General features: G+C 69.1%; 11 protein-coding genes and 1 pseudogene. All 12 read left to right on the top strand.

The annotated features are described in order from the left end of the window. A partial coding sequence (locus QMX80_RS14120; RefSeq protein ID WP_282277686.1) for a chemotaxis protein CheA occupies positions 1-1,231 on the top strand: 1,231 nt, incomplete at its 5' end. 212 nt (positions 1,232-1,443) lie between these two features. Then, positions 1,444-2,184: a flagellar motor protein gene (locus tag QMX80_RS14115; RefSeq protein WP_055768949.1), complete on the top strand. Its 741-nt coding sequence runs from the start codon at positions 1,444-1,446 to the stop codon at positions 2,182-2,184. Between the two features lie 3 nt (positions 2,185-2,187). Beyond that, positions 2,188-3,141: a flagellar motor protein MotD gene (gene motD / locus QMX80_RS14110; protein ID WP_282277683.1), complete on the top strand. Its 954-nt coding sequence runs from the start codon at positions 2,188-2,190 to the stop codon at positions 3,139-3,141. After that, a complete protein-coding gene (locus QMX80_RS14105; RefSeq protein WP_055768941.1) occupies positions 3,141-3,923 on the top strand; it encodes a ParA family protein in 783 nt (260 codons plus the stop codon). The genes motD and QMX80_RS14105 overlap by 1 nt, the downstream gene beginning before the upstream one ends. A 32-nt stretch (positions 3,924-3,955) precedes the next feature. Further along, a pseudogene (locus tag QMX80_RS14100) lies at positions 3,956-4,756 on the top strand (chemotaxis protein CheW); the annotation flags it as partial. Positions 4,757-4,961: 205 nt separating this feature from the next. Further along, positions 4,962-5,270, top strand: coding sequence for an STAS domain-containing protein (locus QMX80_RS14095; RefSeq protein WP_055768938.1), 309 nt, complete (start codon positions 4,962-4,964; stop codon positions 5,268-5,270). Beyond that, the gene (locus QMX80_RS14090) at positions 5,267-5,632 is read left to right on the top strand and encodes a response regulator (protein WP_055768934.1); all 366 of its coding nucleotides are present in this window, start codon (positions 5,267-5,269) and stop codon (positions 5,630-5,632) included. Before QMX80_RS14095 ends, QMX80_RS14090 begins: the two co-directional genes overlap by 4 nt. A 44-nt stretch (positions 5,633-5,676) precedes the next feature. Beyond that, on the top strand, positions 5,677-7,665 hold the full coding sequence (locus tag QMX80_RS14085; protein WP_273083327.1) for a chemotaxis protein CheA: 1,989 nt from the start codon (positions 5,677-5,679) through the stop codon (positions 7,663-7,665). Between the two features lie 269 nt (positions 7,666-7,934). Then, on the top strand, positions 7,935-9,095 hold the full coding sequence (locus QMX80_RS14080) for a porin (RefSeq protein ID WP_282277678.1): 1,161 nt from the start codon (positions 7,935-7,937) through the stop codon (positions 9,093-9,095). A 234-nt stretch (positions 9,096-9,329) separates the two neighbouring features. Next, positions 9,330-11,528 (top strand): methyl-accepting chemotaxis protein, encoded by a 2,199-nt coding sequence (locus tag QMX80_RS14075; protein WP_282277675.1) that lies wholly within the window; start codon positions 9,330-9,332, stop codon positions 11,526-11,528. Between the two features lie 147 nt (positions 11,529-11,675). Then, positions 11,676-14,405 carry a methyl-accepting chemotaxis protein gene (locus tag QMX80_RS14070; RefSeq protein WP_282277674.1) on the top strand — a complete coding sequence of 910 codons (2,730 nt, stop codon included), beginning with the start codon at positions 11,676-11,678 and terminating at the stop codon, positions 14,403-14,405. Positions 14,406-14,611: 206 nt separating this feature from the next. Next, on the top strand, positions 14,612-16,430 hold a 1,819-nt coding region (locus QMX80_RS14065), incomplete at its 3' end, for a methyl-accepting chemotaxis protein (RefSeq protein ID WP_282277673.1).

Genomic DNA, 16,430 nt, shown 5'->3' with positions numbered 1-16,430 from the left:
CACGCCCGCCGCTCCGGGCACGGCGGCGCCCGCGCCGCGTGCGGCCTCGCCTGCGCCGGCCGCGGCCAAGCCCGCGGTCGAGCCCGAACAGACCGTGCGCGTGGACACCAAGCGGCTGGACGCCATCGTCAACCTGATCGGCGAGCTGGTGCTTTCGCGCAACCGCCTCAAGACCCTGCGCGCGCGCCTGAAGGACGAGGAGCTCGACCGCGCCGTCTCCACCCTCGACATCGCCACTGCACGCCTGCAGTCGGCGGTGATGCGCACGCGCATGCAGCCGGTGGGCAAGGTGTTCTCGCGCTTCCCCAAGGTCGCCCGCGACGTCGCCCGCAACCTGAAGAAGGAAGTGGACCTGGAGCTGATCGGCGCCGAGACCGAGCTTGACCGCAACCTGGTCGAGGCGCTGGCCGATCCGCTGGTGCACCTGGTGCGCAACGCCATCGACCATGGCGTGGAAATGCCCGACCTGCGCGAGGCGCAGGGCAAGCCGCGCATGGGCCGGGTGCGGCTGTCGGCGCAGCAGGAAGGCGACTACGTCAGCATCGAGGTACAGGACGACGGCGCCGGCATCGACCCCGAGCGGCTGCGCGCCAAGGCCCGCGAGAAGGGCCTGCTGGACCCGGAGGCCGCCGCGCGCCTGAGCAGCGAGGAATGCCTGCACCTGGTGTTCCTGCCCGGCTTCTCGACCAAGCAGCAGGTCACCGACATCTCCGGCCGCGGCGTCGGCATGGACGTGGTGCAGTCGCGCATCCGCGAACTGAGCGGGCAGATCCAGATCCAGTCCGAGCTCGGCCGCGGCAGCCGCTTCCTGATCCGCGTGCCGTTGACCCTGGCGATCCTGCCGACCCTGCTGGTGCAGGCCGGCGAGGACATCTACGCGCTGCCGCTGGCGCGCGTGATGGAGGTGCTGCACGCCCCCCGCACGTCGCTGGGCTGGTTCGACGGCCGCGCCGTGCTCGACCGCAAGTCGCACACGCTGGCGCTGGTGGACCTGCGCCAGTGGCTGGCGGTGGAACCGGCGCAGTCGGCCCTGCTCACCATCGTCGTGCTGCAGCTCGGCGAAGCCCGCTTCGGCCTGGTCGTGGACCAGGTGCGCGGCCGCGAGGAAGTGGTCATCAAGCCGCTGCCCAGGGCGCTGCGCGGACTTAAGGGCTATGCCGGCGCCACCTTGATCGGCGATGGCCGCATGGCGCTGATCCTGGACGTGGACGGCCTGCGCGGCCAGGAGTGATTCTTGCAAGCCCTCTCCCGCCGGGGTGAAAGGGGCAGTCTGCGAACCGCCGGTCCGCTGCTCCTCGCCCTTGCGCCTGCGCAGGAACCGGGACGCAAAGCGGGTTTCCAGGCGCCTGCGGGCCGGTGGCTCGCAGGCAATGCGCCTTCTCCCGCGGAGGGAGAAGGAAACCACGCGTTCAAGTACCCCCCGCAATAGCCGATACCTGTTAAATGGATAGACTCAGCATCATCGGACTCTTCCTCGCCCTGGCCTCGCTGGTGGGCGGGAGCATTCTCAAGGGCGCCGGCCTGGCTTCGCTGTGGTCGCCCGCTGCGTTCGTCATCGTCATCGTCGGCACCATCGCCTCGATCCTGCTGCATACCTCGCCGGCGATCTTCCGCCACGCCTTCAGGATCGTCCGCTGGGTGGTGCAACCGCCGGCCAGCGACCGCCAGGCGCTGATCCGGCAGATCGTGGACTGGAGCAACATCGCCCGCCGCCAGGGCCTGCTGGGCCTGGAGCCGCAGGTGGAGATGCAGGACGACCCGTTCCTGCGCAAAGGCCTGCAGCTGGTCGTGGACGGCGTCGAGCCCGAGGCGATCCGGCACATGCTGGAAATCGAACTCAGCGGCCAGGAACACCGCGACCTGGCCGCGGCCAAGGTGTTCGAGGGCATGGGCATCTATGCGCCGACCCTGGGCATCATCGGCGCGGTGCTGGGCCTGATCGCGGTGATGAAGAACCTGGCCGACCCGAGCAAGCTCGGCCACGGCATCGCCGCCGCGTTCACCGCCACCATCTACGGCATCGCCTCGGCCAACCTGCTGTTCCTGCCGGTCGCGGCCAAGCTCAAGAACGTGATCGCGTACAACAGCCGCGAGCGCGAGATGATCATCGAAGGACTGATCGCCATCGCCCAGGGCGAGAACCCGCGCAACATCGAAACCAGCCTGGCCGGTTTCGTGGGTTGAACCATGGCCCGCCGCAAGTCCCACGAAGAACACGCCAACCATGAGGCATGGGCCATCCCCTATGCCGACCTGATGACGCTGCTGCTGGCGTTCTTCGTGGTGATGTACGCCATCTCCTCGCTCAACGAAGGCAAGTACCGGGTCATGGCCGATGCCCTGACCACCGCCTTTGGCGGCGCCCCGCGCACCATCACCCAGGTGCAGGTCGGCCACCAGCAGCTGCAGGGCGGCGGCAACGACAGCCCGGCGGTGATCCGCGCGCCGAGCATGACCGGCGGCGCGATGGCCGACCCGACCCGCTTGCCGTCGATGGCCTCGCAGATGACCCGGCCGGTATCGCTGCGCGACCGCGAGCAGCTGCAGCGCGCCGAGCGCCAGCTCGGGCAGATCGCCGAGAAGCTGACCCGGGCGCTGGCGCCGCTGGTCAGCCAGGGCGTGATCACCGTGCGCCGCACCGAGCTGTGGATCGAGGTCGAGATCAACAGCGACATCCTGTTTCCCACCGGCTCGGCGACGCTGGACGCCGGCGCGCGGCAGACCCTGGGCAAACTGGCCGACGTGCTGCAGGACGTCCCCAACGGCGTGCGCGTGGAAGGGCATACCGACAACATGCCGATTGCCACTGCGCAGTACCCGTCCAACTGGGAACTGTCGGCGGCCCGTGCCGCCAGCGTGGTGCACCTGTTCGCCGATCACGGCGTGCAGCCGCAGCGGCTGGCGATGATGGGCTACGGCGAATTCCGCCCGCGCGAGAGCAACGCGCAGATCGAAGGCCGCAACCGCAACCGGCGGGTGATGGTCATCATCCTGGCCGACTCGACCGCCAGCGCCGATGCGCTGGCCGATGGCGCGGCCACGGTCGCCGCCGAACACACCAACCCCGATGCCGCCGGCGCCGACGCGCCCGCGCGCGCATCCGGACCGGCGCTGCCGGCAGCAATTGAAGGAGTGCACTGATGCGTATCTGGGCCATTGCCAACCAGAAGGGCGGCGTCGGCAAGACCACCACCACGCTGGCATTGGGGCGCGGCCTGGCCGCCCTCGGCCACCGCGTGCTGCTGATCGACCTCGACCCGCATGCTTCGCTGACCCGCGCCTTCGGCGTGCCGCTGGACCCGCCGCCGCAGGGCGTGCTGGAACTGTTCGCCACCCCGCCGGGGGAAATCTCCGCCCTCGCCCGCGGCAGCGCCATTCCCGGGCTCGACTACCTGTGCGCGCAGGCCGCGCTGGCCACCCTGGAACGGCGCAGCGCCAACCAGCCGGGCCTGGGCCTGGCGCTGCAGCATGCGCTGGCCCAGCACGGGCAGCGCCACGACTACATCCTGCTCGACTGCGCGCCGACCCTGGGCCTGCTGATGATCAACGCGCTGGCCGCCGCCGACCGCCTGATCATCCCGACCCAGGCCGAGCCGCTGGCGCTGCATGGCCTGGAAGGCATGGTCCGGACCGGGCAGATGGTCGAGCGTTCGCGCGGCCGTCCGCTGCCGGTATCGATCGTGCCGACCCTGTTCGACCGCCGCACCCGCACCGGCAACGAAACCCTGCGGCAGATGCAGGACCGCCACGGCGAGCGCGTATGGGAGGACGCCATTCCGATCGACACCCGCATCAGCACGCCGGCCACGCTCACCGCCGCCGCGCACGACGACAACTACCCCGGGCGCGGCCTGTCGGCCTATCGGCGGGCGCTGGAATGGCTGCGCGCCGAGGACGCCGCGCAGCTGGAGCGCGCGGCATGAGCGGCGTGGACATGCTCGACGACTACCTGGGCGAACTGCTGCTCGACGCGATCCCGGCAGCCGCGGTGCCTGCCCCTGCCGCCGTTGCCGCCGCGACGGCGCCACCGGCCAGTCCGGCCGTAGTGGAAGCCGCGCCCGCCCCGGCCCCGGCACCGGTTGCGGTGGCTGCCGCGGTCGTCGCGCCGGCCGCTCCCGTTCCTGCTTCAGCTCCGGCACGCGCCGTTGCGGCTGTGCCCGCAGCGACACAGCCGCGCGCCGTCGCCGACGCCGTGCCGGTGGTCGTGGAATCGGAACCGCCACGCCCTGCCGAGCCCGCGCCCGCCGTGCCGGCCGGCAACAACGTCTGGGCCGCGCTGCAGGCGCAGGCCCGCGCGCCGCAGCAACCCCAGCGCCGCGCCAGCGAACGCACCTCGCGCTGGCTGCGCCTGCGCTGCGGTGTGCAGGCCTATGCGCTGGAACTGCTCAAGGTGCAGGAAGTGGTGCTGCCGGTGCCGCTGCTGGGCCTGCGCGGCACTTCGGCGGCCATGCTCGGCATCATGAACCTGCGCGGCCAGGTGGTGCCGGTCATCGATCTCGGCCTGCACCTGGGATTCGCCGCGGTCGGCGAGGACAGCCTGACCCGCATCGTCGTGCTCGAGGAACGGGGCGAAGTCCTGGGCCTGCGGGTATCCGCGGTGGAGGACGTGGCCAACCTGACCGAGTCGCAGATCGAGCCGCCCGACACCGCCCGTATCTGCCAGATCTCCAACACCCTGTTCCGCGGCGTGGCCCGCATCGGCCAGCAGCCGATGATCCTGCTCGACGCCTCCGAACTGCTGCAGTGCGAACGCTGAAGGCCGGCCTGCGCGGGTGCGGGACAGGTCCGTGCGGCGGCACACGTCCGGCATCCGCGCCGGTCCCGGCCCGTTTCCGGCACGCCTCGGCCTGCCCCGGCCATTCCGCGCACCCGTTCACATAATCGAACGCCGTTCTTCACGCCGCTAAAGAACCCCGTGCGGTTGCCGCTAACTGGTCCAGTACCGTCTCTCCGGAGCAACGATGAGCACTGTGGCACTGGCGCAGGACCTGGGCATCGAGTCCACCAGCGAGCTGAAGCAACACCTGGCCCCGCACCTGGGCCGGAACGGCGCGCTGCGCGTGGACGCCAGCCAGGTAGGCCGCGTGCATACCGCCGCCATCCAGGTGCTGTGCGCCTTCGTCCTGGCCCGCCGCCAGGCCGGCCACGCCACCGTCTTCGACGACGCTACCGATACCTTCCGCGACGCCGCGCGCCTGCTCGGCGTCCTCCAGACCCTCGGTCTGGACGCAACCCCTGACAAATCGAATTCTGTGGAGAACGTTGCATGAGCGCTCGAATCCTGGTGGTGGACGACTCGGCGTCGATGCGCCAGATGGTGGCCTTCGCCCTCACCTCGGCCGGCTTTTCCGTCGAGGAAGCCGAAGACGGCGCCATCGCCCTGGGCCGCGCCAAGGGCGCCAAGTTCAACGCCGTGGTCACCGACGTGAACATGCCCAACATGGATGGCATTTCGCTGATCCGCGAACTGCGCCAGCTGCCGGACTACAAGTTCACCCCGATGCTGATGCTCACCACCGAATCGGCCGCCGACAAGAAATCCGAAGGCAAGGCCGCCGGCGCCACCGGCTGGCTGGTCAAGCCGTTCAATCCGGAACAGCTGGTCGCCACCGTCCAGAAAGTCCTGGGCTGATCGCCCCACCCCCCTGCCCCGAACCCTGACCGGATAGCGCGCCGATGAGCATGGACCTGCAACGTTTCCACGCCACTTTCTTCGAGGAAAGCCGCGAAGGGCTGGACGCCATGGAGGCCGGGCTGCTGGCCCTGGAGGACGGGCAGCAGGATCCGGAGATCATCAACTCGGTGTTTCGCGCCGCGCACTCGATCAAGGGCGGCGCCGGCACCTTCGGCTTCGAAGCGATCGCCGGCCTGACCCATGTGCTGGAAACGCTGCTGGACGAGCTGCGCGCCGGCAAGCGGGCGCTGGAGAGCGCTGCGGTCGATGCCATGCTGTCCTCGGTGGACGTGCTGCGCGCCCTGCTGCGCGAGGCCGAGCATGGCCAGGCGGCCGACCCCGCCGCCGTCGCCGCGGTGAAGGCACGGCTGGAAGCGGTGCTGTCCGGCGAAGCCGCCGCGCCGGCCGCGGCGAAGCAGGAAGAAGCCGCCGCCGAGCCGGAAGGCTGGCAGATCGGCTTCGTGCCGGCGCCGTCGCTGTTCATGAGCGGCAACGATCCGCTGCGGATCATCCGCGAACTGGAAACCCTCGGCCCGCTGCAGGTCGACGCGCGCATGGAGCGCCTGCCCGGTTTCGAGCAGATGGACCCGCTGGAAGCCTATATCGCCTGGGACCTGGGCCTGACCGGCCGCATCCCGCGCAGCAAGATCGAAGACACCTTCGCCTGGGTGGTGGACGACTGCGAGCTGGACATCCAGCCGATCGTCGCGCCGCCGAGCCTGGCCGTGAGTGCGCCGACGCCGGTGCAGGAGGTGGCCGTCGAAGTGGCCGCCGCCGTGCGCCCCGCCGCCGCGTCCAATGCGCCGGGCGCCAGCCACGAGGCCGAAAGCTCGATCCGTGTCAGCGTCGACAAGGTCGACGCGCTGATCAACCTGGTCGGCGAACTGGTCATCACCCAGGCCATGCTCAAGCAGGTCTCCGGCGGCCTGGATCCGTCCCACGCCGAGCGCCTGCTGGCCGGCCTGGACCTGCTCGAACGCAATACCCGCGACCTGCAGGAAGCGGTGATCGGCGTGCGCATGCTGCCGGTGGATGCCGTGTTCCGCCGCTTCCCGCGGCTGGTGCGCGACCTGTCCTCGCGGCTGGGCAAGCAGGTGCGGCTGCGCACCATCGGCGAAGGCACCGAGCTGGACAAGGGCCTGATCGAGAAGATCGCCGATCCGCTGGTGCACCTGGTGCGCAACTCCATCGACCACGGCCTGGAAATGCCCGACGTGCGCAGGCAGGCCGGCAAGGACGAGATGGGCACCATCACCCTGGCCGCCTCGCACCAGGGCGGGCACATCGTCATCGAGGTCAGCGACGACGGCCGCGGCCTGAACCGCGACAAGATCCTGGCCAAGGCCCAGGAGCGCGGGCTGGCGATCCCGGACAACCCGACCGACACCCAGGTCTGGGACCTGATCTTCCAGCCGGGCTTTTCCACCGCCGACGCGGTCACCGACCTGTCCGGCCGCGGTGTCGGCATGGACGTGGTCCGCCGCAACATCCAGGCCCTGGGCGGCGAAGTGCAGCTGGAGAGCCAGACCGGCGCCGGCACCCGCGTGCTGATCCGGCTGCCGCTGACCCTGGCCATCCTCGACGGCATGACCGTGTCGGTCGCCGGCGAAACCCTGATCCTGCCGCTGGCCTACGTGCTGGAGGCGCTGCAGCCCAAGGCCGAGGACATCCGCACCATGGCCGGCGAAGGCCGCGTGCTGCGCGTGCGCGGCGAGTACCTGCCGATCCTGGCGCTGGGGCACTACTACGGTTACCGCCAGGAAACCCACGCCGATCCGCTGGTGGTGGTGGTCGAGGGCGACGGCCAGAAGATCGCGCTGGAAGTGGACGAGCTGCTCGGCCAGCAGCAGGTCGTGGTCAAGAACATCGAGAACAACTATCGGCGCATCGCCGGCGTTTCCGGCGCGACGATCCTGGGCGATGGCCGCGTCGCGCTGATCGTCGATGTCGGCGGGCTGGTCCGCTCGCTGCGCGTGCCGCAGGCGGCCTGAGCCGGCGCCTTCGCCCTGTGGGGTGAAGGCGCGCCGCATCTGGATGGCGCCGGACAGGCGCATGCAGCCAAAGGCAGCACGGCGCGGTTGAAGGCGCCGGCAACGCGGCCGGCAGGCGGGCATCGCAGGGCTTCAACACGTTGCTGATCCATGTCCCGCCTGTACCGAGGGCGGCCCGATACACGCGCCTTCCCGCCCCGCAGGCGGAGGGCTGTGCCCTCCCCGGCCCATGCCATCGCATGGAGCCGCCTTCGTTCCGGGACACCTGCATGCGCCGCCTGGCCCCTCTCGCCCTGCTCACCCTTGCCGCGCCTGCCTTCGCCGGCCCGCAGGCTGGCGCATGGCCGCCGAAACTGACCTTCGACAACGGCACCGAAACCTCGCTCACCGGCAATTTCGCCTGGGACGTCAATCGCTTCGCCGCCGACGGCGGCGCGTTCGAAGATGACCAGGACTGGCGCCGCAAGGAATTCGGCGTCGCCATCAAGCGCAAGGGCCTGTACGACTTCAGCGCCTCCTATGACTTCCAGTCCGACACCTGGATGGACGTGGCCCTGCGCCTGGAAAGCAAGGGCCTGACCGGCCGCGACCTGGGCAAATGGCGCATCGGCCAGATGAAACTGCCGCTGGGTCTGGAGGGCAACACCGCCACCCGCAACGGCGCCTTCATGGAGAACGCGCTGCCGACGCAGGCGTTCTACGAAGGCCGCCGCATCGGCGTGGACTGGGCGCTGGAGCGGCCGCGCTGGCTGTTCAACGCCGGCGCCTATTCGCACGATCTGCAGGGCAACAACCGCGGCGACAGCCTGGCCGCGCGGCTGGCCTGGACACCGCGCAAGCAAGCCGCGCACGTGCTGCACCTCGGGGTCTCGGCCACCCGCGAGCATCCTGATGCCGAGACCAACGGCCTGGGCGTGGAGATCGCGCCAAGCGTGCGCTGGCGCGCCAAGCCGGAGGTGTCGCTGACGCCGCTGCGCCTGGTCGACTCCGGCACCCTGCGCGATGTCGCGCGCATCGAGCGCCGCGGCCTGGAAGCGTTGTGGATCGAGGGCCCCTGGTCGCTGCAGGGCGAGTACCTGCGGCAGACCACCCATCGCCATGGCCTGGCCGACTACCGGGGCGAGGGCTGGTACCTGGCGGGCAGCTGGCTGCTCACCGGCGAATCCCGCGCCTACAGCGGCGGCAACGTCGCCAACCCGAAGCCGGCCGGCAAGCGTGGCGCCGTCGAACTGCTGGCGCGCTACAGCCGCATCGACCTGGACGATGGCCCGATCCGCGGCGGCGACGAGCGCAACTGGACCCTCGGCGCCAACTGGTATCTCGGGCCGCACCTGAAATTCCAAGCCAACTACGTGCGGGCAGATGCCCGCCGCGGTGCCCTGCATGCACGGCCGGAAGCACTGCAGCTGCGCGCCCAGTTCCATTTCTGAACGGAAACCCGGCACCGCCGCCAGCGCCGGGAAGGCTGCATTCCGTGCGCCTGCTCACGGAATCCCGACTCGCGGCTTGGGCGGCGTCAAGAAGCGGACGCCTGCGCCGATATCGCGGTAGTGCACCCCGATCGCGGGTGAGGGCTTCCCGTCGCAGCCCATTCCGGATTCATGACACTCCGCAGGAGCGCCGGGCCTGCATACCGTCGAAGTCCGCCCTTGGAGATGTCTGCGATGAAATGGTTCCAGAACCTGTCGATCACGCGGAAGCTGGTCCTCGCCTTCTGCATCACCTGCATGATCACCCTGCTGATGGGCGGGTTCTCGCTGTGGCGGATGATGCTCGCCAACACCCAGATCGAGCAGATCAACAGCAACTGGATGCCCGCCGTCCAGCAGCTGGGCGAGATGCGCGCGCAGCTTGGCGAATTCCGCACCTATGAACAGTCCCAGCTGAACTACCAGGGCAATGCCGAGCAGCTGGCCGATTACGACAAGCGCCTGGCCGACACGCGCGGCCTGATCGAAGCGGCCGAGAAGGCCTACGACGACATCGAGACCGACTACACCGCCGAAGAACTGGCGATGTACAACAAACTCAAGGAGCAGCGCTCGGCCTATTTCGAGGCCCACGAGCGCATCGCCGCGGCCATCGCCGCCGACGATTTCGATGGCGCGCGGCGCATCTCCTCGGACGAATCGCGCAAGCTGCGGCGGGTGTTGTTCGACCAGCTCAAGCTGATGTCGCAGTACAACCAGGAACAACTGGCCAAGGATGTGGCCGCCTCCCGGCTCGCCTACCAGCGCTCGCTGGTCGCGGTGATCGCCGGCATGGTGCTGTCGCTGGTGCTCGCCGCCCTGCTGGGCTGGGCCATCATCCGCGCGATCATGCTGCCGCTGGGCGAAGCCGTGCGCGTGGCCGACGACGTTTCCGCCGGCAAGCTCGACCGCCGCATCGACGCCTCGCGCCGCGACGAAGTCGGCAAGCTGCTGTCCTCCATGCAGCGCATGCAGGCGCAGCTGCAGGCGGTGATCGCCGCGCAGCAGGAGATGGAGCGCCAGCATGGCGCCGGCATCATCAGCTACCGCATGGACCAGGGCGCGTTCCCCGGCGATTACGGGGTGATGGTCGCCGGCACCAATGAACTGGTGGCCGGCCACATCAACGTGAAGATGCAGGTGATCGAGCTGGCGCAGCGCTATGCCGTGGGCGACCTCAGCCGCGACATGCCGCAGCTGCCAGGCGAGAAGGCCGAGATCACCGAGACCATGGCCACCATCAAGCGCAACCTCACTGCGATCAGCGCCGAGATCCGCCGCCTGAGCGGCGCCGCGGCCGCCGGCGACTTCAGCCAGCGCGGCGACGAGGAGCGCTTCCAGTACGACTTCCGGCAGATGGTGCACAACCTCAACACGATGATGGAGGTCACCGACGGCAGCCTGGCCGAGACCTCCCGCCTGTTGCAGGCCATCGCCCGCGGCGACCTCACCGCGCGCATGCACGGCGATTTCCAGGGTGTGTTCGCACGGATGCGCGACGACGCCAACGCCACCGTGGCGCAGCTGACCTCCATCGTCGGCCGCATCCAGCAGGCCGCCGGCAGCATCAACCTGGCCGCCTCGGAAATCGCCACCGGCAACAACGACTTGTCGCGCCGCACCGAACAGCAGGCCGCCAACCTGGAGGAAACCGCCGCCTCGATGGAGGAACTGACCTCCACCGTGCGCCAGAACGCCGAACACGCCCGCCAGGCCAACCAGCTGGCGCAGGGCGCAGCTGGCGTCGCCTCGCAGGGCGGACAGGTGGTCAGCCAGGTGGTCACCACCATGTCGGCCATCGAGGCCTCGTCGAAGAAGATCGCCGACATCATCAGCGTCATCGACGGCATCGCCTTCCAGACCAACATCCTGGCCTTGAACGCGGCGGTGGAAGCCGCTCGCGCCGGCGAGCAGGGCCGCGGCTTCGCCGTGGTCGCATCGGAAGTGCGTACCCTCGCCCAGCGCTCGGCCGGCGCCGCCAAGGAGATCAAGGACCTGATCGAGACCTCGGTCGACAAGGTGTCCGAGGGCTCGCAACTGGTGCACCAGGCCGGTACGACCATGGGCGAGATCGTGACCTCGGTGCAGCGCGTGACCGACATCATGGCCGAGATCTCGGCTGCCTCGCAGGAGCAGAGCGCCGGCATCGAGCAGGTCAACCAGACCGTGATGCAGATGGACGAGACCACCCAGCAGAACGCCGCGCTGGTGGAGGAAGCCACCGCCGCGGCACGTTCGATGGAGGAGCAGGCGCAACAGCTGAGCGATGCGGTCTCCCAGTTCCGCCTGGCCGACACCGTCGCCTCTTCCCTGGCCCGGGTGGCCGCCGCGCCCTCGGCGCATCCGGCTGGGCGCAGCATCGGCATGGCCGGTGGCGGCATGCAGGAGTTCTGAACGCACGCCCCGTCCGCCGCCCATCCGGCGGCGGGGCTGCCATTCCCGGGGCGCTGGCAGCCTGCGACGGCTTCCAACGTCCCTGTTCACCAAAGTCATGAGCCGCTGTTCCGATGTCGAGGGACAGCAGGCCGCAGGAGGAAAGCCGTGCCCCACCCCCGTTCCGGTTCCAGCATCGTCAGCCGCCTGATGCTGGGCGTGGCCCTGATCGCGCTGCTTTCCTTCGGCGTGACCGCCGCCATCAGCTACTGGAAGAGCAGCCATGCGCTGCTTTCCTCCTCGCAGGAGGGCATGCGCAATCTCGCCGGCCTCGAGGCCGGGCGCATGTCGGCCGGGCTGACCGAGGCCTACGACACCGCCCGCACGCTGGCCGGCACCCTGCGCCTGCAGCACGAGCAGGGCATCCTGACCCGGCCGGCGGTGTCTTCGCTGCTCAGGCAGCAGCTGCTCGACCATCCGGACTGGCTTGGGGTGAGCACCCTGTGGGAAGCGGACGCCTTCGACGGCGCCGATACCGCGCATACCGGCGATGAAGCCCACGACCAGAGCGGGCGCTTCATGAGCTACTGGGCCTGGGCCGACGGGGTCCCCTTCACCGAAGCGCTGCATGGCTACGACGTGGCCGGCGATGGCGACTGGTACCTCAAACCGCGCGAAGCCAAGCAGCCGATGCTGATGGAGCCGTTCACCTACGCGATCAACGGCAAGCAGGTGCTGATGACCACCCTGGCCATGCCGATCGTCGAGGATGGCCGCTTCCTGGGCGTGGTGACCGTGGACTTCGCCCTGTCCGCGCTGCAGGAGCGCCTCTCGCAGCTGTCGCCGATGGGCGAAGGCCATGTCGAGCTGCTGTCGCCCGCCGGCAGCGTTCTGGCCAGCCGCGACCCGGCGGAGATCGGCAAGCAGCGCGAGGACGCCGCCACCCGCGCGATGCTCGCGCGCATCGCCAAGGGCGAAGTGTCCGAGGCGTTCACGCCGGATGCCGATGGCAACGTGGCCGTGTACGTCCCGATCCAGGTCGGCGACACCGCGCAGCGCTTCGCCCTGGGCGTGGTCGTGCCGCAGGCGCTGCTGACCCGCCAGGCGCATGTGCTGCTGTACATCGTCGCCGCCGTGGGCCTGCTCGCCGCGCTGGTGCTGTGCGTGGCGCTGTTCGTGCTGCTGCGCCGGCAGGTGGTGCTGCCGCTGGCCACCGCCGCCGGCGTCGCCGACGATATCGCCCACGGCAAGCTGGACGGCCGCATCGAGGTCACGCGCCGCGATGAGATCGGCACGTTGCTGCGTTCGATGCAGACCATGCAGGGCAACCTGCGCGACCGCATCGAGCGCGATGCCGCCGTCGCCGCGGAGAACCTGCGCATCCGTTCCGCGCTGGACGACGTCACCACCAGCGTGATGATCGCCGACGCCGACCTCAACATCATCTACGCCAACCGGCCGCTGTTCCAGATGCTGGGCAAGGCCGAGCAGGACATGCGCCGCGACCTGCCGAACTTCGACATGAAGACGCTGATCGGCAGCAACATCGACGTCTTCCACAAGCATCCGCCGCACCAGCGCAAACTGCTGGGCGACCTGCGCGGCACCCATCGCGCGCAGATCACCGTCGGCAACCATGTCATGCGCCAGATCATCAACCCGGTCACCGACGGCGACGGCCGGCGCCTGGGGTATGTCGTGGAATGGGACGACCGTACCGCCGAGGTGCAGGTCGAGCGCGAGGTCAGCGGCATCGTCGCCGCCGCCGCCAATGGCGAACTCTCCGGGCGCATCGTGCTGGACGGGAAAAGCGGCTTCCTGCTGCAGCTGTCGGAACAGCTGAACGACCTGCTGGACAGCTTCGCCGCCAGTGTCGGCCAGGTTTCGACCCTGCTCGGCGCCCTGTCGCAGGGCGACCTGACCGCGCGCATGGAAGGCGATTACCAGGGGGTGTTCGCGCGCATCCGCGACGACGCCAACGCCACGGTCGACCAGTTGACCTCGATCGTGGGCCGCATCCAGGGCGCCTCGTCGGCGATCAGCGGCGCCGCCGGCGAAATCGCCTCGGGCAACAACGACCTGTCGCGCCGCACCGAGCAGCAGGCCGCCAACCTGGAAGAGACCGCCGCCTCGATGGAGGAGCTGACCTCCACCGTGCGCCAGAACGCCGAACATGCCCGCCAGGCCAACCAGCTGGCGCAGGGCGCAGCCGGCGTCGCCTCGCAGGGCGGACAGGTGGTCAGCCAGGTGGTCACCACCATGGCCGACATCGAGGCCTCGTCGAAGAAGATCGCCGACATCATCAGCGTCATCGACGGCATCGCCTTCCAGACCAACATCCTGGCCTTGAACGCGGCGGTGGAAGCCGCGCGCGCCGGCGAGCAGGGCCGCGGCTTTGCCGTGGTCGCCTCGGAAGTGCGCACCCTCGCCCAGCGTTCGGCGGGCGCCGCCAAGGAGATCAAGGACCTGATCGAGAACTCGGTCGGCAAGGTGTCCGAGGGCTCGCAGCTGGTGCACCAGGCCGGTACGACCATGGGTGAGATCGTTACCTCGGTGCAACGGGTGACCGACATCATGGCCGAGATCTCCGCCGCCTCGCAGGAGCAGAGCGCCGGCATCGAGCAGGTCAACCAGACCGTGATGCAGATGGACGAGACCACCCAGCAGAACGCCGCCCTGGTGGAGGAAGCCACCGCCGCGGCGCGCTCGATGGAGGAGCAGGCCAGCCTGCTGGCGGGCGCGGTGGCGGAATTCCGGACCCATGCCATCGCGGCCGCGCCAGGCGCCCGCAAGGCATCCCCGCGCTCCGCGCCCCTACCCACGCCACCGCGTCCAAAGGCATCTCTCCGGTCCCGCGAGGCGGCAACCGCCGAGGTGGGCGACTGGCAGGAGTTCTGATCCGCGCCGCCCTTGTCCAGGGGCGGCGTTCCTGTAGCAAGCGTTGTTCCCGAAGTCTTCCGTTATCCCTTGAACGATGAAGGTTGAATCCCGAATGACCCCATGATGCCGGCCCGATCCACCATGGTTTCAAGCGCGAACTGCCAGAGAAACCGGTGCCGACGCCGCCATCGACAGCAAACCCAAACCCAAACCAAAGGAATGACATGGATACGCTGAGGAATCTGAAGGTTGGTTCGCGGCTGGCTATCGGCTTCGGACTGGTGCTGCTGCTCATCGCCGCGATCCTGGCCGTTGTTCTGTATGGAAACAGGCTCAAGTCGGATCAGTTCCAGTACCTGACCAACGTCAACATGGTGAAGATGCGCCTGTTGAACGACATGCTCGACATCAACAACGCCGTGATCCGCGATCGCCGGCTGATGCTGCTCAAGCGCGGCGACGGCTTCGCGCAGGACCAGGCGCAGCTCCACACGCTCGCCGGCAGGTACGACGAGATCTGGCAGCGGTACGTCAAGATTCCCCGCGATGCCGTCGGCGACCGCATGGTCGCCGAGATCGAAGCGGCGCGCAGTGCCGCCTCCGCATCGACCAAGGCGCTGGACGGTTTCATGGAAGCCGGCGATTTCGACGCTGCGGTCCAGGTCCTGCTCACCGAACAGGCATCCCGCGCCATCGCCTGGAACGACACCTTGTCGGCCCTGCTCAAGCACCAGGAAGTACTGACCCGCAAGAGCAGCGACGAATACAACGCCATCGAGAGCTGGACCGGCAAGTTGTCGCTCGGCATCGGCCTGCTGAGTCTCGTCCTCGGCGCACTGCTGGCCCTGCTGATCACCCGCAGCCTGACCCGGCCGCTGGGCATCGCGGTAGGCGTGGCCAACGGCATCGCCGGCGGTCGCCTGGACAACAGCATCGACGTGTCCGGCAAGGACGAAGTCGCCGATCTGCTGCGCGCCATGCAGCACATGCAGCGCCAGGTGCAGTCGGTCATCGCCGCGCAGGGCGAGATGGCCCGGCAGCACGAGGCCGGCACCATCAGCTACCGCATCGACGCCTCGCCTTTCGCCGGCGATTACCGGCGCATGATCGAGGAAAGCAATGCGCTGGTGGGCCAGCACATCGACGTGAAGCTGCGGGTCATCGAGGTCATGAAGCGCTACGCGCGCGGCGACCTGTCGGTGGACATGGACCGCCTGCCCGGCGAGAAGGCCGCCATCACCCAGGCGATGGACGAAACCAAGGCCAGCCTGTCGGCGATCAATGCCGAGATCAAGCGCCTGGCCGGTGCTGCGGCGGCGGGCGATTTCAGCCTGCGCGGCGACGAGGGGCGCTTCGAGCATGACTTCGGCGACATGGTGGCCGGGCTCAACCGCCTGATGGAAACCACCGACGGCAACCTGTCCGAAGTCTCCGCCCTGCTGCAGGCCATCGCCCGCGGCGATCTCACCGCGCGCATGCACGGCGATTTCCACGGCGTGTTCGCCAGGATGCGTGACGACGCCAATGCCACCGTGGCGCAGCTGACCTCCATCGTCGGCCGCATCCAGCAGGCGGCCGGCAGCATCAACCTGGCCGCCTCGGAAATCGCCACCGGCAACAACGACCTGTCGCGCCGCACCGAGCAGCAGGCCGCCAACCTGGAAGAAACCGCCGCCTCGATGGAGGAGCTGACCTCCACCGTGCGCCAGAACGCCGAACACGCCCGCCAGGCCAACCAGCTGGCGCAGGGCGCGGCCGGCGTCGCCTCGCAGGGCGGACAGGTGGTCAGCCAGGTGGTCACCACCATGTCGGCCATCGAGGCCTCGTCGAAGAAGATCGCCGACATCATCAGCGTCATCGACGGTATCGCCTTCCAGACCAACATCCTGGCCTTGAACGCGGCGGTGGAGGCCGCGCGCGCCGGCGAGCAGGGCCGCGGCTTCGCCGTGGTCGCCAGCGAGGTGCGTACGCTGGCGCAGCGCTCGGCCGGTGCCGCCAAGGAGATCAAGGAACTGATCGAGACCTCGGTCGACAAGGTGTCCG

This window comes from Stenotrophomonas sp. PS02297 (genome assembly GCF_029959705.1).
Lineage (GTDB): Bacteria > Pseudomonadota > Gammaproteobacteria > Xanthomonadales > Xanthomonadaceae > Stenotrophomonas > Stenotrophomonas nitritireducens.
Note: the sequence above shows the minus strand (reverse complement) of the source record. Positions and strands in the feature narration are given on the sequence as shown.